Here is a 26,883-nt window from a genome sequence, read left to right on the forward strand (position 1 = left end):
AAGCATTCATATTGTATGAGACTATTTTTCGTATATTAGCCAATGAAAATAGCTTTTATTGTTGGACAATTTCCCGTCGCTTCCAAGACTTTTATCTTAAATCAGATTATTGGTTTAATGGATAGGGGCCATGAAGTGGATATCTATGCGGATGTACCCGCTTATCAGTCTTCTGTGCATGCTGATATTCAAAATTACGATTTATACAGCAATATATGCTATGAATATCCACTTCCTTCTGCATTCCTGGCTCGACAAGCAGACAAAATCAAACTACTAACCCATTGTCTTTTTAAGAATCCTTTTGCCGCTCTCAGTTCTCTCAATGCTGCTAAATATGGCAAGCAAGCAACGTCTTTTAAGTTACTCTGCCGGGCTGCGCCCGCTATTTCTAGACCCTCATCCTATGACATCGTCCATTGTCATTTTGGCTTGAATGCTATCCGAGGTTTGCTACTTAAAGAAGTCAAAGCCTTAAGAGGTAAGTTGGTGACGACCTTTCATGGTGTGGATATTACGAAGCACCTCCAGGTTTACGGCAATGATATGTACGATCAGCTTTGGACGAAAGGCGACCTTTTCTTACCCATTAGCGATCTATTTCTGAAGAAGATTGTCAACTTAGGATGCCAACGGGATAAGACCCATGTCCACCATATGGGGATTGATTGCAGCAAATTTAAATTTGTTAGCAGACACTTAAGTTTAGAAAGACCAGTGGTTCTGGCCACTGTAAATCGCCTGGTCGAGAAAAAAGGGGTTGAGTATGCGATTCGGGCTGTTGCCCAGCTCATCCATAAGAATATTCCTGTCCAGTACAACATTATTGGAGAAGGGCCACTGATGAGTGATCTTCAGCAACTCGTCAAAGATTTACAGATGGAGAGCAACATTCATTTTCTAGGTTGGAAAGAACAGGGTGATGTGATCGATATCCTTGAGACGTCCGATATTCTCATAGCCCCGAGTGTGACTAGTCAAAATGGTGATCAGGAAGGGATTCCAGTAGCTTTAATGGAAGCGATGGCTATGGGGATGCCCATTGTCAGTACGCAGCATAGCGGTATTCCTGAACTGGTTCAGAATAATAGTTCTGGCTTTTTGGTGCCAGAAAGAAATGTTGATGAACTGGCTAATAAATTAGAGTATTTGGCGATGAACCCTAATACTTGGCCTGAAATGGGTTTAGCAGGCAGAAAAATTGTAGAAAGAGACTACAACATCCATCATCTTAATGATCAGTTAGTGGATATTTATCAATCCCTCCTATGACTTTAATGGCTTATAGATAGAGTTTTTAATCATGGATTTTGTTTCTGTTATTATTCCGGTTTTTAATGATACTCAACGATTGAGAACTTGTTTAACCGCTTTAGACAATCAAACTTATCCCCAACATTTATATGAGGTGATTGTTGTCGATAACAATTCTGATGAGCCAATTGATGCTGTGGTGGCTGAGTTTGAGCATGTTATCTATGCTTTTGAAGCTAAGCAAAGCTCCTATGCAGCTAGGAATACAGGAATAGCGATGGCCAAGGGCAAGATTCTCGCTTTCACCGATTCAGATTGTACCCCCTTGTGAACAATGGCTTGAGAGTGGGGTCAATGCTCTTTGTTTAGGTCAAGCGGATCTTGCAGGCGGTAGCGTTATATTTTCCTTTTCGCCCCAAAGAACAGCAGCAGAGTTATTTGATTCAATTACGTCCTTACAGGTTAAGAAGAATATTGAGAACCGACAGCTTACGGTCACAGCCAATCTATTCGCCCATCGAACGGTTTTTGATGCCATTGGCTATTTTGATTCTAGTTTGAAGTCTGGGGGAGACTTTAAATGGACCAAAAAAGCTACCGATTCAGGATTCAAGCTTATATACGCTCCTGATGCTGAAATCAGTCATCCTACCCGTCACTTCCGCTCTTTGGTGAAGAAAGGTTATCGAGTTGGGGCCGGGCAGCTGGACCTGCAGCTCGATCAAAATATTGCCTTATGGGCGGTCATCCGCCATTCCATTCGGCAAATGCTTCCACCTAACCCCTGGCGGTATAGACAGTTTATTCTCGACTCTGAGAATGACGAAGCCCGACAACATATACCGTCCATTCTGTTTATTGCTTGGATTTGTAATATTGCCAAAAGTCTAGGGCGTTTTAATGCCCTAGGAAAAAGATTGGGCAATCAGACTAAAGTCTCCTTACAGGGACAACATTAGCTATCGGGTCGTAATTCTTATAAGCTCACGCACCTAGTCATGACTCTTTCCACCTTAGACTTTGTTTCTGTCATCGTTCCTGTCTTTAATGATACGGAGCGTTTGGCATATTGCTTACAGGCTCTTGAGCAGCAGACATATTCTAATCATTCCTATGAGGTCATTGTCGTAGACAATGCTTCAGAAGATGACGTTCAAGCTGTTGTTACCAAATTTTCCCATGCAAAGGTTGTGGTTGAGCCTCAACGGGGGTCCTATGCGGCTCGCAATACTGGGATTGCGATCGCAAAAGGAAACATCCTAGCCTTCACAGATGCAGACTGTATACCAGCCCCCGACTGGATTGAAAAAGGAGTTCAGAGTTTACGCGACGTTCCGAACTGTGGTCTGGTAGCTGGCAGAATTGAATTCAGCTACCAAAACCCCCAGCAGCCGAACTCCATAGAACTCTGCGATAGTGTGCTGTACTTACAGCAAGATTTGTATTTAAAGCATGCCAAGTTTGGCGCTACGGCAAATGTCTTTACCTACAAATCAGTCTTTGCCGAAGTCGGTTTATTTGATCAAATCCTGAAATCTGGGGGGGACTATGAATGGGGGGCAACGGGTTTTTTGCCGCAGGGTATCAGCAGGTCTATTCACCAGAGGCTTATGTCTATCACCCAGCTCGACATTCCTTTGAACAGCTCTACAAGAAAATCCTCAGAACAACCCGAGGTCCTTACGATTTGAGTCAGTCTAATACCTACTCCCTGAAGAAATTTATCAAAGATATCGCTAGAGATGTTTTCCCCCCTTTCAAAACCTTTGGTCGGGCGCGGGTAGATACCGTCCAACAAAAACTGCGATTGTGGTTTGTGTTGACCTTTATCAAGCATTTAACGGCTTTAGAGCGGGTAAAAGCACAACTCAAGTTTGGCTAGTCGTCTTTAAGTGTGATGCCAGTCCGGGGGAATGAAAACGTGACTAGAACAACCCGAGGTCCTTACGATTTGAGTCAGTCTAATACCTACTCCCTGAAGAAATTTATCAAAGATATCGCTAGAGATGTTTTCCCCCCTTTCAAAACCTTTGGTCGGGCGCGGGTAGATACCGTCCAACAAAAACTGCGATTGTGGTTTGTGTTGACCTTTATCAAGCATTTAACGGCTTTAGAGCGGGTAAAAGCACAACTCAAGTTTGGCTAGTCGTCTTTAAGTGTGATGCCAGTCCGGGGGAATGAAAACGTGACTATGTAATTAGCCCATGTTCAGAAGAAATCGCTATAAACGGTATTTCATCTCATTGTGCATTCTGCTAGGCATATTCGGACTATTAGCCTGTCAGCAGGTTAGCAGCAGCTCCTCATCGACGCCTCAGGCTCGCGTTGAGTCTCGTCCAGTGGACTATGGCCACAATGCCCCAACCTCTAGGGATAAATTTCTCTGGCCGTTTTCCTCAGAGTCTATCTGGAATATGCCCATTGGCTCTGATGCTCAATATAAGCCAGCCCGCATTAAGTCAGCCCCCCGTTTGCGATCTGATGAAGAGTATTTCTTTGAGCTTAAAGGGGATGATCCTCGTCAACCAGTTTATGCACCAGGTTCGTGGAAAAAACGCTGCAAAGGGAAAAAGAAGTCCATGAAGATTTCCCTTCCGGTTCCAGACGATCTGATCATTCCCGATGCGGAGAAGGGGAAGACACCGAATAATGCATCTGCATTTCTGATGCCTGATGGCAAGACATTGGTGCAGCTTGAACCGCTGGCACGCTGTGAGCCAGGAGGTCCCATTTATGGCTGGCGATATTTTCCCAACGTTGATATCTACACTGCAGGCATTGGTGGTGCTCACTTTGGATCAGGATTATCTTCTATCGGTGGCTCAATTCGAGAAGGGGAATTGGTCGATGACGCCCCGATTCGACATGCGTTAAAGATTAATTTGTGGGGTAAAAAATATCTTTACTATTCTAAGCGCATCCCTGGATATCGTTGGCCAGCAGATCGTGCTGATAAGTATGCAGCCAAACAGTATGGGGGCAAGAATCCTGAGTTGGTTCAAGGTGCCTTATTAGCGATTCCCCCTGATCTCTCAGTGTCCAGCCTGGGACTCAAAACGCAACCGGCCAAAAAGCTTTTTCATGCGTTCCAAGACTATGGGGCTTACGTGGTCGATGATACGGACTGGAACGCCCATGCTATCCCTTTGGAGCATAGTGTACTGAAAGAGTTTCGACGGACCTATGGCTATTCCTTCAACACTTCAGAAGGTCCTTTCTTCGATGATGTGATTAAGCTGTTTACCGAGCTTTCGGTCGTATCTAACAATACGCCTGAGTCAGTGGGCGGAGGTGGCACCCCTAGAGCGCCATTGGCACCGCCCATTCGCAATTGACAGCTCAATCAATATATTTAACAAACGAACCGTCTAGGTTAAAGGAATTTGCACCTTTAATAATCGCAACGATTTCATCAGCTTGATTCGTAAGGCCATCTCCATTGGTATCCAAGTATATTTCTGCCCCTTTATTACTGGTACCGACAACATACTGTTGGGCAGATCCTAGAAGGAGAAGGGTGTCTTTATCCTTACTGAAGTCATTAATTTGGGCAAATTCATCTTGCTTCAGAGGGGTACTACGATTACTTTGTAAAAACTCGACTCGACCGACGACATCAAATGTGTCGGAACCTGCCCCTCCTGTCAGGCTGTCTTTACCCGAACTGCTAACTAGGACATCCCCCTGTTTCCCGCCGATTAGCTGATCATGGCCTTTACCACCATGTAAATGGATGGTGCCTTGAAATTGGGATGCATCTAGTTTGTTATTGCTATCCCCACCACTGAGAATGACATGTTCAATACTATCGAGAGTATCGGTCCAGGTGCCAATCAGCTTGTTCTCCGTCAGCTCAAGGTCAATATCATCTGACTCGATCACGGTGTCAAAGCCAGTACCACCCATTAAGCGATCTTTACCGGTTCCTCCCGTCAGATGATCATCACCCTTGCCCCCTTCCAGGATGTCACTATAGGCACCTCCATCTAAGTAGTCATTTCCATCTCCCCCGAGTAAATGATCGGAGCTGGTATCACCAATGAGGTGATCATTGCCCTTACCGCCATCGAGGGTATCTTTACCCGACCCACCGGTGATGAAATCATGTCCACCTCGTCCTTGGATCAGATCATTCCCTTTTTTGCCATCCATCCGGTTGGCTTGGTCATCCCCCTCAAGATTATTTGAGTCGGCGTTGCCGATAAATGCTGGCGGGGCAGCGACATCAAAGTCTGGAGCTAGGGGAGTACGGGGTGTTCCACCGCCACCGATGTTATCTAAGGCATTGTTGTCAATGACATGCAGGGCCGAAAATAACTGCATATAGTCATCATAAAAAGGACCACTGTTGTCGGTAAAACTAAAGCCATAGTGGCTGGAAAATTCTTGCGTGACCCCTTTCTCAACTGCAATAGCATGGGCATCCCATCCGGTATCGTCGGCCAGATAAGCCCCATAGTCCTGAAGGGCATAGAAAAGTTTTTTGCCAACCTCGGTTTGAATCCCTAATTTATCTGGCGTCATGTCCGGTGGAATAGCCAGCAAGCTGCCGTTGAGTAGTTCTGGGGTAGCACCCGCATAGGTCTGTGGGCTGATATGGGTGTCTGCTTTCACAGCAGGCCAACGATATCCTAGTCCTCCACCTGGGCCTTTGGTATGAGAAAAATACTTTTTCGTCCAAAGATTCACTTTTAGGGCATGGCGGATGGGATCATCACCAATGAGTTCACCCTGTCGAATGGTGCCACCGATGGAGGATAACCCAGACCCAGCATGGGCCCCCTCGATACCCGTTCCATAAATATCCTCATATTTGGCAACATCCAGGGTATAGGGTAAGCGTTGGCCGTAGACGAAATCACGGTTGCGATCGCGAGTCAATGCATTCACCTGAACCAGGGTGCGGCCATCGGGCATTAAAAAAGCCGCAGAATTATTAGGGGTCTTGCTATTGGTCGAATCAGCAATCAATAAATCATTAGGTAAGGGCAGGGATATTCCTTGATAGGTGCTGCCAGTGGTGCGACCCGGTCCCCAAGTTCCCTGGTTATAGAGGGGTTGTAACGGGTCATCCCCCTTAAGGATGTAAAAGTGATCCACATCTACTGTGGCGTTTTTTGCCTTTTCAATCTTGGCATCCACATATTCAGCATTAGACCCAATGGGGGTATTCCATATCGAGTTGGCAGCAAAAGGCCGCAGGGTTACATCCCGTGTCGCCACAGTTCCTCCTGTATCGGTTGTAGAGTTCGTAGTTTTAGAACCTTGAAGCAACCCACTGCCTTGAATGGCTAAAAAACTAACAACTTCGCTCGTATGGGAAGTTTCCGCATCCGCAGTGGTGTCTTCTTCTACCTTGACTTCTACAGAAGTATTGTGAAGATTACGATAACGAACCCCTGCAGAATCGCCTCCATCGTATGAGGCAAGGGACGCTAAAAAATTTGGAGTGGAGGTGAAACCGGAAAAATCGATGGATGCCCAATCATGGGTAATGGTATCTCCTGTTTGCCCAACTTGATACGATAATCCTCCCCACGTTCCTGCCCCTGACTCAATCGCTAACCATCCCACCGATTCCGATACATGACCAGAATATTTTTTCTTTTCTTCCTCTTCCATGCCCACCTGAAAGCCACTGACTGTCGTGGCTTGCTGTCGCGTGCGCACAAAATCTGAACCATCCACAGTTTGCACTTGACTGAAAACGATGGGGGAATCCGAAAATTTTTGATTAAAGTTAACGGTTTCAAACCTACTGGTGACCAAACCACTGGTATCTAGGGTGCCAACTTCTAGCTTTGTGCCATCTTCTAAAACCCATGACCCAGCTTCCAAGACGATATAACTAATATCCTCAGCTACATGTTGGCCATCATGATTACTGGGTTCCTGAATATAGAGTTCGAAACGATTACTTTGAATGTTGTCAATTCGAACTGTTGCAGGCTGTCCACCATTAAAACTCAGGGTTTGGGCGAAAATGACAGGGTTTATGTAGTCATGCTGAAGTTGGATGGTCTGTTTAAGATGGGTCAGACCAGAAATTTGCCCTACTTCACCTAGTGTGGCAATGGATGTTGCTGACCTAGGAACTGCAGACTGTATGGGAGAAGTGGCTAAAGCTGCTCTCGAAACAATCGGTGCAGGTGTCTGATCAAATATCCTGACATTTCGAAACAAGCTATCTGCCTTGGGGTGTGGGACATCTTGATCATTGCCAAAGGTTAAATAGGCGACATTGCCCGTGAAAAACTCGCCTACAGGAATGCGGTAAGTGAGCCAGTCACCGATAACAGTCTGATAATGGTTGAACTGGCTGATTCCCCAAGGTTGACTACCAAATAATTGAAAACTTTGGGTCGGACTCAGAATATTATCAGTATCAAATCCAATACTGTGAATTTCTCCTTGAACATTGCTTTTAAAGTCAAACTCTAAAACAGTACTTTTCGTAATTTGGTAAGGTAGCTTGATTTTTTTCCAACCATTCCCAGATAACTGCAATATATTGCCATTGGATAGAGTGGAAAAGCTCAGTTTCTGATCTTGAGAGCCTCCATAGGATTCAATCTGGTAATTATTGAAATTCAGCATGATCTCTTATTTGTATGATTCCAATAAAATATTCATTTTTTTGACAAGTTGATATCGCATTCCTAATGCTAAAAAGGAATACTTTTCTGGGCGTATAAAAAATGACCACAGCAAGGGGACAATTTTGAGTAGGCTTAACAGTCCTAAAATTGCTTCAGCTATCGTTAAACCAATTTGGAGTAAAGTGTCTGCCTATGCTGCATAGTAATTTTTGGAATGCCATAAACTGATAGGCATTCTATTTTGCACCTAGCTATTCGCCAGAAAATCTATTCTATGGAGACAGAAGTACGCAAAGCCAACCTCTGTGGAGCTATTATCTTGTATTCGTTATTACTGTAAAAATTGTGTATGAGGTCAATAAGCTACGATGTAGTGATGCTTCTTGTCTCATTAAAAATCTCGACATTTAGATGTCCCCCAACTTCTGTCACTTGCACTCAGAAATACTATCTCTTCCTCAAAAATACTTTGCCATGAATTAACAAGAGAATTCTATGAGTCAATATGCATGGCTGATATTTTTCATGCATTGAATTCGAATTCTAATCATGCAAGATTATCTGAGGTAAAGTGTGTTCTGAGTAAAAATATCAAAGCTTGATATTAAAGCTCTGAAGCAAAATATAGTGCTTGGTTATAGAATTCCCAGAGCATCTATTTTAATGACATGAAAAAGTTGGAATGTCATGATTTTATAATTTGATTAAATCGTTGAAGAAGAGATAAGTCTATTGCCTTAATATCTCATCGAATGTGTTCTCCATTGATTTAGCCCAGATTCGGTAGCCTTGTGGAGATAAGTGTAGATAATCAGGCATTACTGTTTTAGAAATTTTGCCATCAGGTTCTAGAAAACTTGGCCCCCATATCCAGAAATCGAATGGTCGAACCATTGTCAAGCTGCTCAATTTGTCTATTAATAGCCTGAATTTTTTTTCTGTTGGGCGTATGGGGTTGCTTGCCCGATGGAAGAATTCCAAGGAGGAGGATTTTAGTCTGTGGGTTTTTGATCCGAATTTTGGCAACGATTTTCTCAATTCCTGTCGCAATACGGGCTGAACTAAAAGAATCTTGCCAGAGATTATTAACGCCAATATTGAGAACGACTAACTGAGGTTGTATGTCGTCAAATAGGCCATGGTCAATTCGCCAAAGAACTTGTTGTGTGCGATCGCCACCAATACCAAAATTTGCGGCGCCAAGGTTGCCATAGTGTTGTTGCCAGAGCTTTTTATGCTTTCGCCACCCGCGGGTAATCGAGTCACCTAAAAAGACAATATTGATTTGGCGTTTCTGAGTTTGTTTGAGATGTTGCTGATGGAGCTTCAACCATGCTTGGGGAAATTTTGGATAGTGACCGGGCATGGGAATAGTGGGATCTTGCTGTTTCGGAGTGACAGTGGGTTTTGGTTGTTTCGGAGCAGATGCTTTTTCAAGATGATCCGCTATGTTTTTGATGTTTGAGCCAGTCAGTTTGACTTCATCTAACCAGGCTTTCCCCTGACCTTCTATCAGCAAAACGATTCCAAACTTATGAGTTTTGGGAGGTAAGATAACCTCCTGAGAGAAGGAACTCCAATCCTGAGTATTGTGGAGATACTTGACTTGCTGAAATTGGAGCGGGCGTGATTGTTTAGAAAAAGACTGAATGGCAATATTGACTTTGACCTTCCCTGTGGATTTAGCAAAACCGCTGACAGTGAAAGACTGACGAGATGCCCCCTTGATCAGTTGAAATGCCTGTCCTTTAGCAGGGCCAGACGTACTAGCCACCTTTAGGGCAGCAGGGCCCTGTTTAAAAATTTGAGTATCCCGTGTAATGGAGATCTTGCCTTTTCCCACCCACTGATGATGCCAATAGTCAGGGACCGTCGTTCCTAGAGTCATCGCACCATTACGTAGGGTGATGGGTTGTCTGCCCTTCTCTTTTGCTGAGGGGGGGGCGATTTTTGCGCCTGAGAAGATTGAAGTGATATGCAGCCTGCTAGAGTTACTAACCCCATGATCAGCGAGGCTCCTATTGCTCTATGTCGATACATGATGGGCTGCCCATTGTATTGCTGTTAGATTGTCACATCTCTAACGGTTGAATTGGCGTAACCCAGATTACTCAATAAGCACTGTTCGTTAGGGTCGTGGCTTCCGTGGGGGGAGAGGTATGAGGATTGAGATCGCACCCTCCCACCGCAATCCATTCCCAGAGTTCAGGCATTGAGGTTGCCCTAGTTAAAACACAATTATTTTAAACATTCTTATCATTTTGGTCTTGTACTTTTTTTCGCTAAAGTCCATCTAAATAAGAGACCTGCTTTAGTGTTAGGAATATGGGTAGCAAGAGCTGCAATGAGTTGCTCAGAACTAAGTTGAGCTGAATTATTTAAAGTCTGTTCAGTAATATATTCGGCCATGGGGCCTATATGGATAGCTAGCTCAGCCTTACACTTTTTTATGAGTACATCATCAATCCCAGTTCTTTTTATCTTTTGAGTTTTGATTCTTTTATCTAGATCGGATTGGGAAAACGGTTTATTTTGGCAAGATGGCTTTGCAAAAGCGGGTGGCCACTTATATGCTGTGGGTCGTATTCGTGGATTTTCCGCACATTTCAAAGAAACTGTCGATGGGGCTTGAGTTTCTTCACTCGGACGGAAACGACGCCAAGCCATAAAATACAAGGGAAATTCAATCAGTATGTATTGTCGTCCTTGTGAAAGAGCATCCTCACAAAACTCAATTGCTATTTGACGCAATGATTGGGCAAACGCAGGGCCAGGTCTAAACCATCTCCCTCGGATCATCAAAGAAGCAGATTGATCATTCAGTACGCCTCGCGCTATTAAATTCGCTGACTGGATAATGTACATCTTATCCCCCCCCCCCTGAATTATCCTTAGTTCTACATACACTAGGGCTGTAGTTCTGTTGACAATTTAGTTCTAAGCTCTCTTTTACTACGGATTGCCTAGAACCCTACTTCAAGCATCCCATAAATTCTCAACAGATGATTATGAACCTTAAATCTAGGACACGTTGTCTAAAACTGCTTGCTTCCAGAGATGTCAAAGATAGCAGGATGTTAGGTTTTATCGATAAAAGAGATGGGAGATCGAGATTCTCAATCGCGGACCAAATCTTGGAAATAGGATTCAGCTGAGATAGTTGAATTATGTTTTTCTAAAGAAAAAATTGATTCGATAATTTCCTGTTCTTGAATTAATAAAAAATACGAATGTAGATTGTTTTTTGAGTAAGGCCAAATATTGGCTGAATCCTAGTTGAAATCTACTTAAGACCATGACTAAAAAAATTTAATACATCGGTAGTGCTCTAGCAAAGTGTGGGATTGGTAATCTATCCCTATAGCTTTATCTAGGTTCTCTCTATACCATGTCCGTTATGCGGTCATCCGAAGTCTCACAAACACGGCTGTACCAGCAAAGGCAGTCAGCGCTTTTATTGTCCCAACTGTACGCAAACCTTCACCGATACCTTTGATGCGATCTACTATCGTCGTCAACTCACTCTTCAAGAAGGTCATACTATTCTTCAGTCCCATGCTCCCGGACGCTGGCACCGTCGTCAGAACAAGTTCGGTAAGTTCTGGGAACAAAGGGCTGTAACCGTTCGTTAGGTAGTGAGTTATTTTAACTGGATTTGGACCTAGAGCCGTACCCACAATACTGCATCTCAAAGGGCAGAGCTATCCTTGAATCCTTGGACATGGAACGATTTTTCTGTGTATCCCATACTTCGCTAGCACACTATCCTTTAAGCCTGAGTAGTGACATTTTTTATAAGTAAATAAGCTATTCACAAATTTCCCTTAATAATATTTAATTCATCATGGATAATATTCTTTTGCTAATTAATGAAAAACTCCTAAGCTAAATCATTGGCTAGTTAAATTTACCTAGAAATAGTAGTTAACTTTAAGTTAAACAAAGCAAGAAAGAGATCACTGATAAATTTAGTCAATTGTTTTTATAGCATTAAGCTTAAAGAAAGTTTATTTTCTATATACTACTATAACCCTCTACTGGCAAAGGATATACATTCACCTCTATCCATATTGCCTGTATATAGACTTTAGGTTTAGACTGGGTTTTATTTTTTCTAAAAGACGATAAATTCTCTTAAGATTTCCATGTTTTCAGCAAAAATAAGCCAATAGTGAGTATAGTGAAATAGTTATCTGAAGACACTCTCTTATCAAGTTCAGCGGCCCTCTTGTCTGCTCAGAACAATGCTGGCATCTGAACTTTGACAGCGACTTAATACCTTATTTCTCCATGACTTTTCTGTTCCTCTCCAAACAGATTGAGTATAGTTTCTTTTTATCTAAAAATTAGTTCTTTTTTTCTGATTTTTTTCAATCAGTCTAGGGAATTCTAGGAATAGCTAATCACTACCATGAGTGATTGGCATTCAAGATCAACCTTTACGCCCCCTTCAGGAAGAAGCTGATTATGGGATCGCGCTGGCCTGTAGCTTGGCAACTAGTATCAACCAGCATCATTAACCCACAGCCACTCACCGTGACTGCCAATACCCCTGTGATGAAGGTGTTGGAGCAGATGAGCCAACTTCATGGGGCAGCCTGTACTTTCCCCGTGGATCCAGAGGAGTCCTTTCTTCAAGCTAGCTGTGCCATAGTTATCGATTCAACAGGACAGCTGGTTGGTATTTTTACTGAACGAGATCTAGTCAAATTAATGGTGGAAGGTCAAGACATCGCCCTAGCTTGTATTGGTGATGTCCTTTGTGATTCACCAGTCACAATTTCTCCAGAGCAGTGTCAAGATATTTCTGCCCCTCTTTATTTAATGAGGAGGGCTATGGTACAGCATTTACCAGTGGTCAATGTCCAGCAAAAAGTGTTGGGAATCGTTACTCTAGGCACCCTTTGTCAAGCGATTGAAGCGACTAACTTTCTGCAGCTGTGGTCCGTGCAGGCCGTGATGTCCACAGAAGTGGTTTGCGCAGCCCCTTCTATGTCGATCCTAGAAGTTGCATGTCAAATGCATGCTCACCATACGAGTTGTGCAGTGGTGATTGACCAACAGCAGCGAATGTCACACCCCATTGGCATCATTACTGAACGAGATATCTTGCAATTACAAACCTTAGGGATTCCTACGACCACTACATTCGTTGAGCAGGTCATGAGTAGCCCACTATTTTTTGTCGATCCTAGAGATAGCCTGTGGTCGGTTTATCAACAAATGCATCACCATCACATCCGCCGCATGGTGGTGGTTGATTCAAATAATAGTAATCATCTCTTGGGGATTGTCAATCAAGATGATCTGCTCCATTTATTCGACCCATTGGCGATGAATGAGACCCCGCAAGTACAGGTTGAGCCGTTTAAACAAGAAAAAATCAACCTATTGCAGGACTGGAATCATGGCTTGGAACAGCAACAACAGTTGCTAGAGGATATTATCCTTGCCAAGGATCGAGCCCAGCTATTGGAACAACAGAATCTTCGACTTCAACAGGAAATTAAAGACAAGGAGCAAGCAGAAGCAGAATTAAACCAACAAATTGAGCAGGAAAGGCTACTACGACTTATTACCCAAGACATTCATAGCACCAGAGATATTAAGGAACTGCAGTCTCTTGTTGTCAATCAAGTCCGTCAGACAGTTAGGGCAGATCGAGCTTTGCTGTTTCGCTTAATGCCAGGAGGGGGAGGCATCATTCTTGAGGAATCTGTTCTCCCTAGCTATCCTGCTATGGAAGAGCTAGATGGTGAAGATCAAGATTTCCCACCTGAATGCTATGAGTTTTATCTCCAAAGAAAACCGCGAATCGTTTTGGACTTACACCAAGACGACTGGAGTCATTGCTTAAAACAATTCTGGATGCCAGTCCAGGTCAAATCTAAGATTGTGGCCCCCATTGTGCAATCCCAAAATCATGGCCACAAAAGGTTATGGGGGTTATTAGTGGTTCATGCCTGTGACTATCCTCGGGTATGGCAGCCAGATGAAGCTTTATTCCTGCAGCAAGTGGCCAATCAATTTGCAGTTGCGATTCAACAAGCTGACTTAGCTATACAGTTACAGCAAGAATTAGTAGAACGGCAACAGAGCGATCTAGCTCTAGCTCAAGAGTTACAACGATCGCAGCTTTTAGGTAAAATCACTCAGAAAATCCATGAAAGTCTGGATAGCCTTCATGTTTTTGAAACGGCAGTAGTAGAAATTCGTCGCGCTCTTAAAGCGAGTCGATGCAACATTTTTGTCTATAGTGCTGCGGATGACCCTCATTTCTCTTTGATGTTCCATGATTATGAAGCAGATTATCCAGACCAAGGACCAGAGATTGTCCGCTTAGCCGATCATGAGTATGTGCGGCAACTGGCAAACCAACCAGAAGCAATTGCCAGCCCCCAGGCTCAATCCGATCCATTATTGGCAAGTTGCTTGCCAATGGTTGCAGCCCTTTCCATTCAATCTATGGTTAGTATTCGCACGTCTTACCAAGGCAATGTGAATGGAGCGATTACGATTAGCCAATGCGATCACATCCGGGATTGGACCCCCGAGGAATTAGACTTACTCACTGCAGTCGCCACAGAAGTGGGCATTGCCCTAGCCCACGCCAACTTACTCACCCAAGAACTCCACCAGCGAGAACAACTCTCTCAAAAGAACCAACAACTACATACTGAAATCGAAGAGAAGAAACAAACACAGACCCTTCTCAAACTCGTGATGGATTCCATTCCTCAAGCCATTTTTTGGAAGGACAGAACCTCTCGCTATTTAGGGTGTAATCGTGCTTTTGCCAAAGAAGCGGGTTTTAACACTGCAGAAGAGATTATTGGCAAAACTGACCAAGAGATGCCTTGGCCACCGGAAGAAGCAGAATGGTATCGGCTTTCTGATCTAGAAGTCATAAACTCCAACCAACCCCAATTCCATGTCCTTGAAACTCAGCTACGCGCCGACGGGACAAAAACGTGGATGGACACCAATAAAGTCCCTCTTCATAACCCTAAAGGAAAAGTGGTAGGGGTTTTGGGAACTGCCGAAGATATTACAGAGCGGATTCAGGTCGAAGCCGAGTTGCAGCAACAACTCCAACGAGAACAGGTCTTATCCGAAATTACCAACCAAATTCGTCAGAGCCTCGATCTGGACATCCTTTTAAAATCTGCAGTAGAACAGCTCTGTGCTTTATTCCAAGTCAGTCGGTGTTCCTTTTTTACTTACACTGACCAGCCCAACCCTCAACTCGTACTCTCTGCCCAAGCCTATTCACAGCCAGAATGGGAAGCTGCTCTTTCTCATCCCCTCCTCACCTCAGATCATCCTCGTCTTTTAAAGTTACTTGCGAATGATCGAGTTCGCCCTGTGTCTGATATTTGGCAAGAGCCTAGTCTGGCGACATCAGAAAAAGAAAGCCTGTCTTCTACCCTAAGAATTAGAGCCTATCTCAGCGTTAGAACAGCCTTTAAAAATCATCCAAATGGCATTATATTCCTCGACCAATGCGAGCGCAGACGGAATTGGACCAAAGATGAAGTCTCTTTATTGGGAACAGTTGCAGCCCAGCTAGGGATTGCTGTTGCCCATGCTGATTTATTAGCGGATGAACAGAAGCAGCGTCAGGACTTAAAACTTCAGAACCGCCGCCTGCAGGAAGAGATCGCCCATCGAAATCAGGCCGAGAAAGCATTAGCAAAGCAACTCGAAAAAGCTGAACTGTTAGAGAAAATTGTTCAACAAATTCGGCAAAGTCTTGAACCACAGTTAATTTTCCGCACTGCCGTGACTCAGGTACGACAATTACTAGCTGCAGATCGCGTCTGCATCTATCGATTTATAGAGGATACGGACCACGCCCAAGGCATGATGGTCGCAGAAGAAGTACTCCCAGAGTTTCCATCTGCCCTGACAGCCCATGTGCGAGACCGATGCTTTGGTGACCAATATGCAAATCGTTATCAGAGCGGTCGCTTCCAGGCTGTTGCCGATATTCATGAAGCTGGCCTTAGTGATTGCCATATTGAAATTTTGGCCCAGTTTCATATCCGTGCCAACTTAGTTCTGCCCCTACTCCAGGGAGATAACTTATGGGGATTGCTCTGTATTCATCAATGTTCAGGGCCGCGATCTTGGCAGCCGGATGACATAGAGTTTGTGCAGAAGATTGCCAATCAACTGGGTATTGCCCTATATCAAGCTGAACTCCTGCTTAAAGAACAGCATCAACGCCATGTCTTATCGGTTCGAAGCCAAGAATTGACCTTCAACAATCAACAGTTGGCGGCCGCTAAACAAGAAGCTGAAACAGCTCAGAAAAAAGCAGAGCAGGCGAATCGAGCCAAAAGTACATTTCTGGCAAATATGAGCCATGAACTGAGGACACCCTTAAATGCCATCCTAGGTTTTAGCCAGTTGATCAGTCGTGACCCCAGTACCCCGAACTATCAGCTAGAACAACTAGAAATTATTAATCGTAGCGGTGAACATCTGCTTGCCTTAATTAACGATGTCCTCACCATGTCCAAGATTGAAGCAGGACGTTCTTCTCTCCACTCCCAAATTGTAGATTTACCGTTGCTTCTGGATACTGTGGAAAGTATGCTCGGGATTAAAGCGAAGCAAAAAAGGCTAACACTGCTCATTAACCGTGGGCCTAACCCACCTCAGTACATTCGGACAGACCCCGGAAAACTCCGACAGGTATTAATGAATTTACTGAGTAATGCCATTAAATTTACCACCAGTGGTCATGTCCAGCTGCACCTGGAGTCCAGTGCCTTAGACACTTCTGAGAGTTCAGATGCACCTCCATTACTAGAGCTGCGGTTTACAGTGACAGATACAGGGTCCGGCATTGCCCCAGAAGAACTTAAGTTGTTATTTGAGCCGTTTGCCCAGACAGAAACGGGGCGTCAATCCCAAGAAGGAACAGGCTTAGGATTGGCTATTAGCCGTCAATTCGTACAGCTGATGGGCGGAAATTTGACTGCCCAGAGTATCCATAACCAGGGCACAACTTTCACCTTCAATATTGTGGTTGAAAAAGTTCTACAGCAAAAGCAATCTCTCTCTCATCGTCAGTTCATGGGGTTATTACCAGATCAACCTCAATATCGAATTCTGGTAGTGGAAGATAATATGGATAGTCGTGAATTGTTAGTAACCCTACTAGAAACTATTGGTTTTACGGTTAAGGCAGCTAAAAATGGTGAAGTAGCCGTTACACTATGCCAAAGCTGGCAACCTGATTTAGTCTGGATGGATTTGCGACTACCTATCCTAGACGGACTGAGCGCTACGCGTTTGATCAAGCAAATGGAGAATCCCCCTGTCGTCATTGCCTTAACAGCTAATGCCTTTGATGAAGATCGTGACTTGGCACTACGAGCAGGATGTGATGATTTCGTTCATAAGCCTTATCGAGAAGCAAGTATTTTCGAAAAAATGGCTCTACATTTAGAGGTGGAGTATCATTACCAAGATAAAGTACCTCTCAAATCAACGATTCCCACCTTAAATGTGGACCATCTAGCTCAAATGCCTCATCCTTGGCTAGTTCAATTACATCAAGCGACTAATAATCTCGACCAACATATGGTGGAACTGCTCCTCGATGAGCTTGATGATACTGCTCAGCCATTGCAAGAAGCTCTCAGACATTTAGTATACGAGTTTCGTTATGACGAAATTCTAGCGGTTACGCATCCTCTCATTTCACCTCTTCCTCAGGACTCCACGGAACAGAGTCCTCAAAATGGGAATGGGTAAGCTAAAAGTAGATATAGGAACTTTATGGAGAAGGAATTTCCCAATTCTTAAATACCCCTTTGTCTCAATCTATTTAGCTCGCTCCTGCAAAGAATGGCTTGGGAATGTCTTATCGTCAGTCAAAAGTCATCAATACCCGAAAGTCCTTGATAGGTGGCCAGCTATATACCTAGTGAAGCCTTATATCCAATAAATGAATATAGTGTTATTTTTGAATATATATTTCAAAAACATCTAGCGCTGCTATGTCAGAATCCAACTTGCGTTTGACGCCTAATCAAGAGGTTATCTTAGCGGCCTTACGATTACATCGACGCTATGGTCTTGAGATTCTGGCTGCGATTGAAAATAGTGGTGGGAAACAGATTGGTTTTAATTCCCTCTATCCCAATTTAAAGAAATTAGAGAAGAAAGGACTCGTCCAGTCTGAATGGGGGGGGATGAGCAGCCAGAAGAGCATAGTGGGGCAAGACGAAAATACTACCGTATTACTGCTGTAGGCATCAGAGCATTAGATGTCAAACAACATCTGCTAGCTGAGGTAGCAGCCTGGATACCTGAAACGGAAGGGGCATGAAATGAATGAGAAGGATTTAAAACTCGCAGAAAAAACAGGGCAGTTTGTCCGTCGTTTTCCCGATATATGGCAGGAGTATCAGGACTGGTTAAGAGCTATTGTCTCTTCTCAGGAAAAACTACAACAACGATATTCAGAGGGGTTAGCAAGTCTGATCTTTCGATGGCGGTTGCTGTATTTTGGCATCTATATGTTTGGAGTGGTGGGACGAAAAACCGTAGCTCAGATTTTCACCCAGTTATCCAGGCCTCAACAAACTAATGATGGTCCTATCGTTAAGCAGGGAGAGATCGCAACTCAATCCCTACAAATTAATCGCACCTATTTTATCTTGCAAAGAATAGCGACACTCCTAGCAGTGGCGGAATTGACTCTATGTGGTCTAGCAGCAATGACGGGAGTCATGCTGGCGTTCTACTATCAGCCGACAGCGTTAGGGGCTCATGCATCCTTGCATGCGATCGCATATCAGATCGTCAACGGCAATCTCATTCTCAGTCTGCATAACATCGCTGGGAATGGCCTGATTGTTCTCGCATTAGTCCAAATTGTCGTCATGTTTTTGGGACGGCAGTTTATGAGATCTTGGTTAACCGCCTGGATTAGCGGAATTTGCCTAGCACTAGCAACAATAGGCCTCAGTTGGACAGCCATTATTCTCAATTGGGACCAGGTCGGTTTCTGGCGATTCAAGATTGAGCTCAATATTATTGGCTCTTTACCCGCAGGCTCATTTCTACGGGAGGTACTGGCTGGCGGGAGTGCCATTAATACCCTGACCCTTCAACATATGTATACCTTGCACAGCTACGTACTTGCGATCGCAGCCTTGCTCCTATCCGTTATCCATCTCACTGCCCATCTCTTCCAAGAAAAATATTGGGCTCAAACTGCTCTTGAAAGCTGGCATTCTTCAGAAGATACAAGCACGATCTAATGGTTTAGGAATCTAATAGCCGCTAAAAGTCATCTCTTAATCGAGCCACTGGACTCCATTGCCAGACGTAGGGGGACAGTCATCAATCTGATTAGGCTCTGAAGTCGCAGGCATTTCTTCATTAGGATCGAACTGAATAAACGGATTAACGCTAACATCCGTGAGACTATCTGGATCAACAATCATGTATGGCGGTTCCCCAATATGTTCAGGGTAAAACTGCTCTACAAAAAAATCCAAGGTGGCTTGGCGAATATAGCCATTCAAAACAGCAAGGGCTCCAAACCGTAACCCCGTCTTTTGCTGAGCTGCCAAAATAGCGTCGACCATATTTCTATCAATCAGTCCAGCCCGCCGTAAATAGCTACCAATGGGAACTGGATCTGCTTGAGTATCGGGGTAAGGCCACTGATCACCAAAAAAGTCAGCCGTTTGCTGTTGCACCCATCCATGCAGAGTCAGAATCTCACCTAACCGCATCATTTCATAGAGTCGCTGCTCATACAGAGCAGTTTCCAACTGATGGGCTGAAATCAGATCTGATGCACACAAGCGCTCACCGATTTTGTGAGAATTTTGAATGAGGGTGGGGCCAATGGTCATGGCTTAGCCTACAGAATACACTTTCCCAAAGTAGCAAAATTTCATTCGCGAAGTGAATATTGTTACGTATAAGGAATAATTCAGGATTGGATTGGATGTCAGAGGAAGGCTTATAACAAGTTACTTAATAATTCAATCGCAAATATTTTCACAGAGATTTTATTCATAATTATGAATAAACCTGGATAGAGATCTTAAATGACTCAGAAAAAAGCGATTTACCCTGTTAATCAAATTTCCACCATTTTTCTACGTCTTAAAGATCTTAAATAGGGGACATTTAACAACGGTTGCCAAGCAAAGAGAGGATTTTCTAAGTCTGCATATTTAGAGCTTTCACGGTTCAGAACGCAGCATGGCAAGCTTTTACCTTTTCCACGGCTAGGCCATAGCTTTGCCTCAATTTAGATGGGTTAAAGCTTGAGCCCATAGTTCAGATGACATCAATATTCTTCATAGAAGCTTTTCATCTATGGGCTTTCCCTCACGGGCAATATTGATTTAGTTTTTGTGGCCAGTGTCAAAAATATAGCTATAAGTCAACAAACCCCCCTCATCTTCTAAACCAAATAAAGTTCATGAAAATGAGAGGGGCAATCAATAAGAATCGTTATTTAGGTAGAAGATTTACCTAAATGAACGAACGAAGATTAGGGCAGGTTACCCTTCTCCGCCTTCACCACCATCATCAGAGGAGCTGTCCTCTCCGCCTTCTCCGCCATCATCGGTAGAGCCATCCTCTCCACCTTCTCCGCCATCATCGGCAGGACTTTCCACAGCTGGGCTGGGGCTTTCCTGTTCTCCCCCTTCACCATTCGTTGTGCCGCCATCGCAGGCGAAAAGGGTAGCAGATAAACCCAGGGCAAGAAATAACTCAACTGATTTAGAACGTTTCATTGTAGTCACTTAGTTTTTCAACAGAGATGGCATCATCCTACCGTTTATTCAGATCAACTCTCAATAAATAGAAGAATATAAGGGTGAATTTCAGATTTTTTTCAGGCTTAGATCAACCCTCAAATTAGAGCCTTAAGCATAAAACAGCTTCATAGCATGGCTTTCAGCAAAACTTTATTAAAAACTCTGGCCTAAATGCTTCAGATTAGAACATCAATCGGATGTTAATAGATTTTACTTTTTAAATAGATTCTCAATTAGAGTCTCTTCTCACTTAATCATATCGATCCCTAAACCTCATCCAAGTTGAAAAACAAATATCTGGGCTTAAAGCATACAGGGCTTAACAGTGATTCTCTTAACTACCCATCGTCGTTGCTGGCAAAAGACCCACTAATTTATTGCCAATATTATCAATACCTGCTTAAATAGCGGAAGAGGCTTATTGATTTTAATTCTCAATAAATAGTGAGCAATAAGTCACACTTCTTTCCTATTCGGTTCTGGGACTGAATAGCAAGAAAACGTAAGGCCAAAAAACATTCGTTGGAAACGGTATTTCTTTGGTTAGTACAGCCCTCACATCTTGATTAGAGGTTGGTTCCCTCAACCTCTGGCCTTTATTAAATCTTTCACTATGTTCGCAACAGAGCGATAAATATGGACATTCTAAAAGGAAGGAGACTTTCCTATGCAAAACTACGGTAACCCTGAAGTTACCTATGGCTGGTGGGCGGGTAATTCGCGCGTAGCCAGCTCTTCAGGTTTATTTATTTCTGCCCATACGGGTCATGCTGGCTTGATATCGGTGTGGGCGGGTGGTTTTACATTATTTGAGCTAAGTCGCTACACCACTGACTCTCCCATGTGGGACCAAGGTCTCGTTCTCCTCCCTCATTTGGCCGCAGAGGGCATTGGCTTCGGTTCAGGTGGAATCCTGGATGATCCTCAACAGCTGGTTGCCGTGGCTATGGTCCACATCATTGCAGGGGCTGTATTAGGGGCTGGAGCGCTGTTTCATCTCTTAAAAGCTCCCTTAGATTTAAGTGATGCCTCCGGTGCAGCTCGCACCTACCATTTCGAATGGGACAATACCACTAAACTCGGTCGAATTTTAGGCCATCATCTCCTCATTTTGGGCTTGTATACCCTCCTATTTGTGGGTTGGGCCATGTATTGGGGAGGACTCTATGACCCTGATTTGCAAGAAGTCAGGTTGGTCACAGATCCCACCCTCAGTCCATCTGTTATTTTTGGCTATCAAACCCATTTCGACAGTGTTGACAATTTGGAAGATATTGTCGGTGGCCATATCTTTATTGCTGTCCTAGATATTGTCGGTGGGATTTTCCACTTGCTCGTTCCCATGTTGCCTTGGGCCAAGAAGCGAGTTCCTGTCAATGGGGAAGCAATCTTGTCCTATTCCTTAGGAGCAGTGGCTTTCTTCGGTTTCCTGTCCGCCTATTGGTGTTCGGTCAATACCTATATTTGGCCAGAAGAGTTTTATGGACCTGCTTTGCAAATCAAGTTTGGCTTTACGCCCTACTTTGCAGATACGGTAGATCTCCCCTACGGCATCCATTCCGCTCGATGCTGGCTTTCGAATACAACCTACATCTTTGCTTTCTATTTTCTCCAAGGTCATCTTTGGCATGCCTTGAGAGGGCTAGGCTTTAACTTTCGATCAGTCGATCACTTTCTCAATTCTTTGACCGACGAGCAGCTGGCAGTCAAACCAAAGTAATTGAAAATTGCTAACCGCTACTGCTCCGCCTGCGCAAGCATTCTCGAATAAGTCTGCGTAGGCCTTATACCCCATTCAACTCCGTTGAATAAGAGCGCCACGGTAAGAGCGTGAACAATCTGACCGTTTTACGCTCTTGCCACTCTCTTTTTCACGAAACTTAGTTTTCTTGTAGTAATCCTTTGGAGTACATATGTCACAAATCGGAATGTTCTTTGGCACCACCACTGGCAAAACAGCAGAAGCTGCTGAAAAGATCCAAGAGGCCTTTGGGGGTGAAGATGTTGTCACACTCATTGAAATCCCAGATGTCGAAGATGGAGACTTTTCTAGTTACAATTTCTTGTTGATTGGTTCTCCAACTTGGGATATCGGTGAGCTGCAAAGTGACTGGGACGCTTTTTTCCCTAATTTAGACAGCATTGACTTTTCCGGTAAGAAAGTGGCCTACTTTGGTACAGGCGATCAGGTGGGCTATGCCGATAACTACATGGATGCCATCGGCATGATTGAGGCAAAAATCACTGAGAAGGGCGGCCAAACCGTTGGCTATTGGTCAACGGATGGGTATGAGTTTGATGGCTCCAAGGCAGACAGAGGAGGAAAATTTTGTGGGTTAGCCCTGGATGAAGATAACCAGTCTGAACTCTCTGATGAGCGCATAGAGGCTTGGGTTGCCCAAGTTAAAACAGAATTCGGAATATAGGGTTTCCAACAGCTGGGCCAGGGACAATCTCTGGCCTTTCATCGACCCCTTTTTTAGAATTCCTTCTAACTACATTTGCGAAAAAATACATGACTCACTCCATTGATGCCGTTTGGACGACGACTAGTCGCTATCTTAAGCGTTTTGACCAACCCCTACTGGATCGGTTGAGAAAGCATACAACGATTGCCCAGTGGCAGTATCAACAATCTGCGGATGAACCCAGCTCCCTCAGCACAGCGGTGGATCTCCTCCATGACTACATCCAGAATTTTGACCATCCCATCCACTTAATAGGGCATGGCACAGGTGGGTTAGTGAGCTTATTGTATGCACGTCAATGTCCCCAGAATGTTCGATCTCTGACGATGCTCGGTGTGGGGGCATCAGCCACCTTAGATTGGATGGCCCATTACTATTTTCATCTCCAGTTTATTCCTAGTAACCGCCGCCAAGTTCTAGCTCAGCTTATTCCCGATCTATTTGGCGAACAAAATTCAACCGTGACTTGCTACCTCAGTCGGTTGCTGGAAAAGGAAATGATGGTTTCTCCTTCGCCTCATTCATTATTTCAACGCTACAGTTTGCCTCCTAGTGGCGTATCAATGCCCCTGTTTGTCTGTGGAAGCAAAACCGATCCAGTGGTCGATAGTCAGGCATTGAAGGAATGGCAGCCTTGGATGAAAGGATGCGATCGCATCTGGCAATACAAGAGCGGTTACCACTTTTTCCACTGTTTTCATCCTCAACCCATTGCTGAACAAATTTTGGACTTTTGGCAAATCGAGTCAGAGCCTTCCATTCCAGCTAAGAACTTAGATGTTTGCTCTGTTTAATTCCGCATCAGTTTTTTACTTTGGTTGTCCGATGGTTTCTTCACTATCCACCGTTCCCCTTTCTTCGTTCATGCACGCTCAATCTAGTGCCTTACAATCAACCCTCTTCTCAGATCGAGCCTTTTTACCGTCTGAATCGCAAGAATTGTGGCAAATTACGCGGGGACTCGTGCGCACCTATACCTGGGACTCCAATGGCAACATCACCACCTTGGGAATTTGGGGAACCGGAGATATTGTAGGGCAGCCGTTGTCAAACGTTACACCGTATATGATCCAGACCTTAGGGACCGTTGAAGCGACTGCCTTAGTCTCTAGTCAATGGAACAATCCAGAAGCTATTCTCAGCCATGCTCAGCAACTCTCGATTTTACTCAAAATTATCAGCATTAAACGAGCAGACGATCGGCTGTTAAGCCTACTCAAATGGTTGGCCCAACGTTTCGGCAATTTGACACCAGCAGGAACTTGTACCACCTTGCCAATCACCCATCAAGAGTTGGCAGAAACCGCCAATGTCACAAGGGTTACAGCCACTCGACTGATTGGTGATCTGGAACAACAAGGCGTTTTACTTTGGTCTCGCCGACGTCAGTTTGTGCTGCTGACGCCATCCTAACGACCCAGCTTTTAACTCAGTCTTGCTCGCCAGCAGCGGTTTCAATCAAGCACCCTTCGTCAAGGATTGGACGATCTTGAGAGATTCGTCAATATGGCCTTGGAAGTTCAACTGCGAATTAAAGATATGGCGGACAACGCCGTCTGTATCAATTACATAGGTCACACGGCCAGGTAATAGCCCTAAGGTAGAGGGAACCCCAAAGGCCTTGCGAGCTTGGTTGGCCGAATCACTCAATAAGAGAAAAGGGAGTTGGTATTTATTGGCAAACTGTTGATGAGAGCTAGGGGTGTCGTTACTGACGCCAATCACCTCTGCGCCAGCTTCTTGAAAAACGGTATAGCTATCTCGAAAACTACAGGCCTCTTTCGTACAACCAGGGGTGTCGTCTTTGGGATAAAAGTAGAGGACAACAATCTTATCCCCTAGCAAGCTTTTGAGGCTAACCGTTTCTCCCGCCTGGTTTTGGAGAGATACATCGGGAACCGAATTGCCAACTTTGATTGCCATTGATTTGGTTTGAATATAAGACTTCTGTCCTTTTCCCAATGCTATCAGAGAATTCTCATCCCAATTATGAAGACCTAAAGGGTGCCCTTGAGTGATTCTCATTTCCATAAAATCGGCATGGTCTCTATCCTGCTCGATCTAATTTTTTTGATAGGACATAGGCTGTAGGGTGACCTTCTATTTGCTACCCCAGCTCTCCAAGGGTAACGGAGGATGGATATTCACGCCGATGAAGGATCTCTTTAAATTGATCACATTGTGGTTGAGACCATTGATTACAAGTCATCGTTGCAGATTGGACTTTTTCCATTAAAGGTCTACGAATTTGCTCATATTGATGAAATGCATTTTCGATCGCAGTCATATCATCCAAACCATCATCCTGAATCAGCTGAGCCATATATGTGCCAACCACGGCCGCATCTTCCAGCCCTTGATTAGCCCCTTGAGCCATAAAAGGAGGCATTCCATGGGCTGCATCGCCAACGAGAACCGCCCGTCCATGACTCCAAATCGATTGAACATTCTTTAGGCTTGCGATTGGATGGATAAAATAGGGTCGATGAAACACTTTTTCAGGAGCTGAAAGCCCCACAAATTCAGAGAAAATGGGCAGAAACTCAGCATCTCTTAAACTAGTGAGTCCTAAGTCGAGAATTTCTTCAGGCGAACTTTTTTGCAATACATCCAAGTTAATTGGGCTAGTAATGGCATAGCCTATTGCAGTTTCCGAAAGACGCACTAAAACTATACGGGTTTGTTCTTGTTCTGGAGAATCAAATTGAGATGAATCATTCTTGACGGTAACGATCCTTGCTCCTTGTAAGTAGTAAGTCTCTAAGTTATCGAGAATAGATTTTGGTAAATTTTCGAATTGAAAACAACCCATTGCAGCAAAACCAGAATATTGCGGTTTTGCCCATTCTTCTAGCCCTTTGTTTTCATACAGGACTTGGCGCATTGTTGAATTAATGCCATCTGCAGCGACTACTAACTTTGCATAAAATCTGCCACTTACGGATGTTTGACTTGTTTCAGGGCTTGTAGAACGCTGGGGATCGGAACGCAACATTTCCCAATGGGCAAAAGGATTTATGGATTCCGCTGCATCCGAGGTCGAATCTACTCGCACCCAGTCAGGACCGTCCTCAATGAAAACACAACGATGTTTGGCTAGGACCTTTTCTGGAGGGAGTATATTCCTCAATTCAGTTTGCAAATTAAACCAGGGCAAGGAAACCCGTTCTTCCCCATAGTGATCAAACCAACTTTGAAAATCCGTGGGAAACGAGCGCAAAATCTCTCCCTGTAGATTTCTTTGGCACCACCGTTGTTTTTCAGGAGCTGGCTGGGGTTGAGAGACCGAAGAACTAGAAGGTTTATTAACGCCAGACGGGGATGCTTTTATTTGCTCATAAGCAGTTGGGTCAATATATTTGATGGCTCGCAAGCCATTGGGGAGTAGATCAACGACTTGTCCCACCCTGCGAAATTCGCGAGTTTGATCGATGACCAGAATATTCGTGATGCCTCGTTTTAGAAGTGCGATCGCAGTCGCTAAACCCACTGGACCAGCCCCCACAATCAAAACATCATAAATTTGCTGAGGGGCACTTAAATCATTGTCATCACTCATAACACTCAGATAATCAATCCTTGTAAGCTTGGAATGCTGTTGCTTATAGCTTATGTGTAGTAGGTACAGTCAGTACAGTCAGCAATCAACGAAACTTACATCCGTCGGATGAATCAAGTACAGGGTTGAAAGATAGAACAAAACAACATTCTATCGGCTCTAGATTAGCCAACAGTAAGCCTTCACAAGGCCATTAC

Annotated in this window: 21 protein-coding genes and 1 pseudogene; 15 read left to right on the forward strand and 7 right to left on the reverse strand. The window is 44.2% G+C overall.

The genetic code is table 11. The features are described from left to right. Positions 1–42 precede the first annotated feature (42 nt). The 7 genes from HRE53_RS25430 to HRE53_RS25460 all read left to right on the forward strand — a co-directional run bounded on the left by HRE53_RS25430 (position 43) and on the right by HRE53_RS25460 (position 4,589). Positions 43–1,272 (forward strand): glycosyltransferase, encoded by a 1,230-nt coding sequence (locus tag HRE53_RS25430; RefSeq protein WP_235108446.1) that lies wholly within the window; start codon positions 43–45, stop codon positions 1,270–1,272. 31 nt (positions 1,273–1,303) lie between these two features. Then, complete coding sequence (locus HRE53_RS25435; RefSeq protein WP_235108447.1) at positions 1,304–1,585, forward strand: glycosyltransferase family 2 protein; 282 nt, start codon at positions 1,304–1,306, stop codon at positions 1,583–1,585. Between the two features lie 337 nt (positions 1,586–1,922). After that, the gene (locus tag HRE53_RS25440) at positions 1,923–2,213 is read left to right on the forward strand and encodes a hypothetical protein (RefSeq protein WP_235108448.1); all 291 of its coding nucleotides are present in this window, start codon (positions 1,923–1,925) and stop codon (positions 2,211–2,213) included. A gap of 39 nt (positions 2,214–2,252) precedes the next feature. Next, the gene (locus tag HRE53_RS25445) at positions 2,253–2,945 is read left to right on the forward strand and encodes a glycosyltransferase family A protein (RefSeq protein ID WP_235108449.1); all 693 of its coding nucleotides are present in this window, start codon (positions 2,253–2,255) and stop codon (positions 2,943–2,945) included. After that, on the forward strand, positions 2,942–3,136 hold the full coding sequence (locus HRE53_RS25450; RefSeq protein WP_235108450.1) for a hypothetical protein: 195 nt from the start codon (positions 2,942–2,944) through the stop codon (positions 3,134–3,136). The genes HRE53_RS25445 and HRE53_RS25450 overlap by 4 nt, the downstream gene beginning before the upstream one ends. Before the next feature lie 39 nt (positions 3,137–3,175). Further along, positions 3,176–3,400 carry a hypothetical protein gene (locus HRE53_RS25455; protein WP_235108451.1) on the forward strand — a complete coding sequence of 75 codons (225 nt, stop codon included), beginning with the start codon at positions 3,176–3,178 and terminating at the stop codon, positions 3,398–3,400. 58 nt (positions 3,401–3,458) lie between these two features. After that, the gene (locus HRE53_RS25460) at positions 3,459–4,589 is read left to right on the forward strand and encodes a hypothetical protein (RefSeq protein WP_235108452.1); all 1,131 of its coding nucleotides are present in this window, start codon (positions 3,459–3,461) and stop codon (positions 4,587–4,589) included. A 4-nt stretch (positions 4,590–4,593) separates the two neighbouring features. Here the strand turns inward: HRE53_RS25460 and HRE53_RS25465 are convergent, their stop codons facing one another. From HRE53_RS25465 to HRE53_RS25475, 3 genes are all read right to left on the reverse strand, one after another. Further along, positions 4,594–7,851 (reverse strand): calcium-binding protein, encoded by a 3,258-nt coding sequence (locus HRE53_RS25465; RefSeq protein ID WP_235108453.1) that lies wholly within the window; start codon positions 7,849–7,851, stop codon positions 4,594–4,596. Positions 7,852–8,694: 843 nt separating this feature from the next. Further along, on the reverse strand, positions 8,695–9,741 hold the full coding sequence (locus HRE53_RS25470) for a GDSL-type esterase/lipase family protein (RefSeq protein WP_235108454.1): 1,047 nt from the start codon (positions 9,739–9,741) through the stop codon (positions 8,695–8,697). A gap of 368 nt (positions 9,742–10,109) precedes the next feature. After that, on the reverse strand, positions 10,110–10,718 hold the full coding sequence (locus tag HRE53_RS25475; RefSeq protein ID WP_235108455.1) for a hypothetical protein: 609 nt from the start codon (positions 10,716–10,718) through the stop codon (positions 10,110–10,112). 518 nt (positions 10,719–11,236) lie between these two features. On the opposite strand from HRE53_RS25475, the pseudogene HRE53_RS25480 reads away from it, so the two are divergent. The 4 genes and pseudogenes from HRE53_RS25480 (at position 11,237) to HRE53_RS25495 (ending at position 19,135) form a co-directional block, all read left to right on the forward strand. Further along, positions 11,237–11,611 (forward strand): annotated as a pseudogene (locus tag HRE53_RS25480) (hypothetical protein). 709 nt (positions 11,612–12,320) lie between these two features. Continuing rightward, positions 12,321–17,621, forward strand: a complete 5,301-nt coding sequence (locus tag HRE53_RS25485) for a GAF domain-containing protein (RefSeq protein WP_235108456.1) — start codon at positions 12,321–12,323, stop codon at positions 17,619–17,621. Positions 17,622–17,866: 245 nt separating this feature from the next. Beyond that, entirely contained in the window at positions 17,867–18,121 is a 255-nt protein-coding gene (locus tag HRE53_RS25490; RefSeq protein ID WP_235108457.1) for a helix-turn-helix transcriptional regulator, read from the forward strand. A 78-nt stretch (positions 18,122–18,199) separates the two neighbouring features. Beyond that, on the forward strand, positions 18,200–19,135 hold the full coding sequence (locus tag HRE53_RS25495; protein ID WP_235108458.1) for a cytochrome b N-terminal domain-containing protein: 936 nt from the start codon (positions 18,200–18,202) through the stop codon (positions 19,133–19,135). 36 nt (positions 19,136–19,171) lie between these two features. Here HRE53_RS25495 and HRE53_RS25500 read toward each other — a convergent pair whose 3' ends face one another. Both HRE53_RS25500 and HRE53_RS25505 read right to left on the reverse strand, forming a co-directional pair. Then, a complete protein-coding gene (locus tag HRE53_RS25500) occupies positions 19,172–19,738 on the reverse strand; it encodes a hypothetical protein (RefSeq protein WP_235108459.1) in 567 nt (188 codons plus the stop codon). Positions 19,739–20,398: 660 nt separating this feature from the next. Further along, on the reverse strand, positions 20,399–20,635 hold the full coding sequence (locus HRE53_RS25505) for a hypothetical protein (protein WP_212665852.1): 237 nt from the start codon (positions 20,633–20,635) through the stop codon (positions 20,399–20,401). 691 nt (positions 20,636–21,326) lie between these two features. On the opposite strand from HRE53_RS25505, the gene HRE53_RS25510 reads away from it, so the two are divergent. The 4 genes from HRE53_RS25510 to HRE53_RS25525 all read left to right on the forward strand — a co-directional run bounded on the left by HRE53_RS25510 (position 21,327) and on the right by HRE53_RS25525 (position 24,540). Continuing rightward, positions 21,327–22,379 carry a chlorophyll a/b binding light-harvesting protein gene (locus HRE53_RS25510; protein ID WP_235108460.1) on the forward strand — a complete coding sequence of 351 codons (1,053 nt, stop codon included), beginning with the start codon at positions 21,327–21,329 and terminating at the stop codon, positions 22,377–22,379. 193 nt (positions 22,380–22,572) lie between these two features. Beyond that, positions 22,573–23,085 carry a flavodoxin FldA gene (gene fldA / locus HRE53_RS25515; RefSeq protein ID WP_212665854.1) on the forward strand — a complete coding sequence of 171 codons (513 nt, stop codon included), beginning with the start codon at positions 22,573–22,575 and terminating at the stop codon, positions 23,083–23,085. An 89-nt stretch (positions 23,086–23,174) separates the two neighbouring features. Then, positions 23,175–23,921, forward strand: a complete 747-nt coding sequence (locus tag HRE53_RS25520; protein ID WP_212665855.1) for an alpha/beta fold hydrolase — start codon at positions 23,175–23,177, stop codon at positions 23,919–23,921. 31 nt (positions 23,922–23,952) lie between these two features. Continuing rightward, a complete protein-coding gene (locus tag HRE53_RS25525; protein ID WP_235108461.1) occupies positions 23,953–24,540 on the forward strand; it encodes a Crp/Fnr family transcriptional regulator in 588 nt (195 codons plus the stop codon). 45 nt (positions 24,541–24,585) lie between these two features. Here HRE53_RS25525 and HRE53_RS25530 read toward each other — a convergent pair whose 3' ends face one another. Next, a complete protein-coding gene (locus HRE53_RS25530) occupies positions 24,586–25,050 on the reverse strand; it encodes a peroxiredoxin (protein ID WP_235108462.1) in 465 nt (154 codons plus the stop codon). A gap of 184 nt (positions 25,051–25,234) precedes the next feature. Next, a complete protein-coding gene (locus tag HRE53_RS25535; protein ID WP_235108463.1) occupies positions 25,235–26,686 on the reverse strand; it encodes an NAD(P)/FAD-dependent oxidoreductase in 1,452 nt (483 codons plus the stop codon). Positions 26,687–26,883 lie beyond the last annotated feature (197 nt).

It is taken from the genome of Acaryochloris sp. 'Moss Beach' (assembly GCF_021497025.1).
Lineage (GTDB): Bacteria > Cyanobacteriota > Cyanobacteriia > Thermosynechococcales > Thermosynechococcaceae > Acaryochloris > Acaryochloris marina_A.

What these genes read in the sequence shown, in the direction of transcription:
- HRE53_RS25430 (WP_235108446.1), top strand. Translation starts at nt 43, where the DNA reads ATGAAAATAGCTTTTATTGTTGGACAATTTCCCGTCGCTTCCAAGACT.
- HRE53_RS25435 (WP_235108447.1), top strand. Translation starts at nt 1,304, where the DNA reads ATGGATTTTGTTTCTGTTATTATTCCGGTTTTTAATGATACTCAACGA.
- HRE53_RS25445 (WP_235108449.1), top strand. Translation starts at nt 2,253, where the DNA reads ATGACTCTTTCCACCTTAGACTTTGTTTCTGTCATCGTTCCTGTCTTT.
- HRE53_RS25460 (WP_235108452.1), top strand. Translation starts at nt 3,459, where the DNA reads ATGTTCAGAAGAAATCGCTATAAACGGTATTTCATCTCATTGTGCATT.
- HRE53_RS25465 (WP_235108453.1), bottom strand. Translation starts at nt 7,851, where the DNA reads ATGCTGAATTTCAATAATTACCAGATTGAATCCTATGGAGGCTCTCAA.
- HRE53_RS25470 (WP_235108454.1), bottom strand. Translation starts at nt 9,741, where the DNA reads ATGACTCTAGGAACGACGGTCCCTGACTATTGGCATCATCAGTGGGTG.
- HRE53_RS25475 (WP_235108455.1), bottom strand. Translation starts at nt 10,718, where the DNA reads ATGTACATTATCCAGTCAGCGAATTTAATAGCGCGAGGCGTACTGAAT.
- HRE53_RS25485 (WP_235108456.1), top strand. Translation starts at nt 12,321, where the DNA reads ATGGGATCGCGCTGGCCTGTAGCTTGGCAACTAGTATCAACCAGCATC.
- HRE53_RS25490 (WP_235108457.1), top strand. Translation starts at nt 17,867, where the DNA reads ATGTCAGAATCCAACTTGCGTTTGACGCCTAATCAAGAGGTTATCTTA.
- HRE53_RS25495 (WP_235108458.1), top strand. Translation starts at nt 18,200, where the DNA reads ATGAATGAGAAGGATTTAAAACTCGCAGAAAAAACAGGGCAGTTTGTC.
- HRE53_RS25500 (WP_235108459.1), bottom strand. Translation starts at nt 19,738, where the DNA reads ATGACCATTGGCCCCACCCTCATTCAAAATTCTCACAAAATCGGTGAG.
- HRE53_RS25505 (WP_212665852.1), bottom strand. Translation starts at nt 20,635, where the DNA reads ATGAAACGTTCTAAATCAGTTGAGTTATTTCTTGCCCTGGGTTTATCT.
- HRE53_RS25510 (WP_235108460.1), top strand. Translation starts at nt 21,327, where the DNA reads ATGCAAAACTACGGTAACCCTGAAGTTACCTATGGCTGGTGGGCGGGT.
- fldA (WP_212665854.1), top strand. Translation starts at nt 22,573, where the DNA reads ATGTCACAAATCGGAATGTTCTTTGGCACCACCACTGGCAAAACAGCA.
- HRE53_RS25520 (WP_212665855.1), top strand. Translation starts at nt 23,175, where the DNA reads ATGACTCACTCCATTGATGCCGTTTGGACGACGACTAGTCGCTATCTT.
- HRE53_RS25525 (WP_235108461.1), top strand. Translation starts at nt 23,953, where the DNA reads ATGGTTTCTTCACTATCCACCGTTCCCCTTTCTTCGTTCATGCACGCT.
- HRE53_RS25530 (WP_235108462.1), bottom strand. Translation starts at nt 25,050, where the DNA reads ATGGCAATCAAAGTTGGCAATTCGGTTCCCGATGTATCTCTCCAAAAC.
- HRE53_RS25535 (WP_235108463.1), bottom strand. Translation starts at nt 26,686, where the DNA reads ATGAGTGATGACAATGATTTAAGTGCCCCTCAGCAAATTTATGATGTT.